This is a genomic window from Ruegeria sp. SAZD013 (genome assembly GCF_059612525.1).
Genome location: NZ_JBXWQT010000010.1, coordinates 1 through 1,172 on the forward strand (window position 1 = coordinate 1; position 1,172 = coordinate 1,172).

Below are 1,172 nucleotides of genomic sequence, written 5' to 3' on the forward strand. Positions count from 1 at the left end.
GATGCCCGAAGCCTTCCGCCGTCTGCAGGATCACATGCTGCGCAAAGAGGGCGGTGACCGAGAGATGGTCGATATCTTGTCCTTGGTTCTGCATCACGACGAAGACGCCGTTCTATGCGCCGTGAAACTGGCGCTGGAAGCCGGGGTGCCCACCAAGACGCACATCCTGAACCTGCTTCACAGGCTGATCGACCGCAAGCAAACTGACCATCCCGAGGTCGATCCGCCAGACGCCCTGGCCTTGGAAACGGCACCAAAAGCCAACGTTGATCGCTATGACAACCTGAGACAGGCCGGGGAGAAGCGCCATGCGTCATGATCCTGCAGGAGCCTCGATTGTGATTATGCTACGGAGTCTGAAACTGCATGGGATGGCGCAAGCCGTTGATGATCTGGTCGCCCAGGGCGCACCAGCGTTCGAGGCTGCAACCCCGATGTTGTCCCAACTGCTCAAAGCCGAGATTGCAGAGCGAGAAGTGCGCTCAATCGCATACCACACAAAGGTTGCGCGCTTCCCGTCCTACAAAGACCTCGCAGGCTTTGACTTCAAGTCCAGCGAGATCAACGAAGCCACTGTCCGTCAGTTGCACCGCGGCGAGTTCATGGAAAATGCGGAAAACGTCGTCCTGATCGGTGGACCCGGGACGGGCAAAAGCCACATCGCCACGGCCATCGGCGTTCAGGCCATCGAGCACCACAGATGCAAAGTGCGCTTCTACTCGACCGTGGAACTCGTCAACGCGCTGGAGCAGGAAAAGGCGCTCGGAAAAGCCGGCAAAATAGCCGAGATGCTGACCAAAATCGACTTGGTCATCCTCGACGAACTGGGCTACCTCCCGTTCAGTTCATCAGGCGGCGCGCTTTTGTTCCACCTCTTGAGCAAGCTCTACGAGCGCACCAGCGTGGTCATCACCACCAACCTCAGCTTCTCCGAATGGGCCCAGGTCTTCGGCGATGCAAAGATGACAACGGCCCTTCTCGACCGGCTCACACACAGATGCCACATCCTAGAAACCGGCAACGACAGCTACCGCTTCAAAGCCAGCTCCGAAGCCGCAAAGAAAACAAGAAAGGAGACGCCAACATTGACCACCAAATAAGCGCTGATACATAGACTAGGGTGGGTCAAATCTCGGTGAAAATACCGGGTCACTTCTCAGCGGAAATCAACA

Annotated in this window: 1 protein-coding gene and 1 pseudogene; both read left to right on the top strand. The window is 57.0% G+C overall.

Annotated elements, in window-relative coordinates; translation table 11 throughout:
• Positions 1-319: pseudogene (locus AC2FLU_RS01480) on the top strand (IS21 family transposase); the annotation flags it as partial.
• Entirely contained in the window at positions 309-1,100 is a 792-nt protein-coding gene (gene istB / locus AC2FLU_RS01485; protein WP_480555592.1) for an IS21-like element helper ATPase IstB, read from the top strand. The pseudogene AC2FLU_RS01480 and the gene istB, both read left to right, overlap by 11 nt.
• Positions 1,101-1,172: the final 72 nt, after the last annotated feature.

Excerpts from the sequence above, each read along its gene's own strand:
- istB (WP_480555592.1), top strand. The coding sequence starts at position 309 with ATGCGTCATGATCCTGCAGGAGCCTCGATTGTGATTATGCTACGGAGT.